The sequence below is a fragment of the Chromohalobacter sp. 48-RD10 genome (assembly GCF_029889785.1).
In the GTDB taxonomy this organism is placed as follows: domain Bacteria; phylum Pseudomonadota; class Gammaproteobacteria; order Pseudomonadales; family Halomonadaceae; genus Chromohalobacter.
Window position 1 is genome coordinate 1 of record NZ_JARANX010000173.1, and the last position, 1,007, is coordinate 1,007.

Below are 1,007 nucleotides of genomic sequence, written 5' to 3' on the forward strand. Positions count from 1 at the left end.
ATGCAGCGTGTCCGCGAGATCCTGAAGCGTGGCAGGGGCCACAACATCCGGCGAGTCACTGAGGCGTTGGCCCCCGTCCTACGCGGCTGGGCCAGCTACTTCAGCCTCGTCGATGTGAAGCGTCCCCTGGAAGCGCTGGATCAATGGGTACGCCGACGCTTGCGCTGCGTGATATGGCGGCAGTGGAAACATCCAGGCACCCGGCGTCGGAAGCTCCTGGCGCTAGGGTTGGACGATCCCCGTGCCTGGAAGTCAGCGGGGAATGGACGAGGTCCTTGGTGGAATGCGGGAGCCTCGCACATGAATCAGGCCCTGCCACGGAAGTGGTTCGAGCAGCAGGGGCTGATCTCGGTACTCGACACGGCAAGAGGGCTTAGCCGCTCTTCATGAACCGCCGTATACCGAACGGTACGTACGGTGGTGTGAGAGGACGGGGGAGGTGACTCCCCCTCCTACTCGATGGTGGCCGAGTCTGGCGCGTGGGCGGCGAGGTGCCTCATGGGGTATGAGTCGTCCAGTCGTCCAGGCGCAGCCCCGAAACGCGCTCGAACTCACGTAGGTTGTTGGTGACGACAATCAGGCCCTGCGAGCGTGCATGACCCGCGATCATCTGATCGTAAGGCCCTATAGGGGTACCCGCTTTCGCGAGTTCGGCTCTTAGTTGGCCAGTATGGGCAGCGGCATCGTTATCGTAAGGCAGAACTTCCAGCCGAGCTGCGAAGCTTTCGACGACGGCGATGTTGTGCTCGGGGTTACTGGATTTCTCCGCGCCATAGACGAGTTCCATCAGCGTGATGGAACTGATGCACATCTGGCTGTGGTGGCGCTTGAAGATCTCCCGCACTGAGGACGGTTTGTTCTTGATCGTATAAATGCAAATATTGGTGTCGAGCATGTATTTCAGCATTAGAATGCTTCCCGCCGCTGATCCTCTGGCTGCTCGCGCGTGGACATGAAATCCGCCGTGGCGCCAGGTTCGTCGAACCAGCTATCCCATGATTCTCCCG

Annotated in this window: 2 protein-coding genes and 1 pseudogene; 1 reads left to right on the plus strand and 2 read right to left on the minus strand. The window is 60.3% G+C overall.

The features are described 5' to 3' along the window. On the plus strand, positions 1-390 hold a 390-nt coding region (locus OP496_RS18015), incomplete at its 5' end, for a group II intron maturase-specific domain-containing protein (protein ID WP_280565330.1). Between the two features lie 106 nt (positions 391-496). On the opposite strand, the gene vapC is transcribed toward OP496_RS18015, so the two are convergent. Then, the gene (gene vapC / locus OP496_RS18020; RefSeq protein ID WP_280565332.1) at positions 497-907 is read right to left on the minus strand and encodes a tRNA(fMet)-specific endonuclease VapC; all 411 of its coding nucleotides are present in this window, start codon (positions 905-907) and stop codon (positions 497-499) included. Continuing rightward, positions 907-1,007 (minus strand): annotated as a pseudogene (locus OP496_RS18025) (AbrB/MazE/SpoVT family DNA-binding domain-containing protein); the annotation flags it as partial. The pseudogene OP496_RS18025 and the gene vapC, both read right to left, overlap by 1 nt.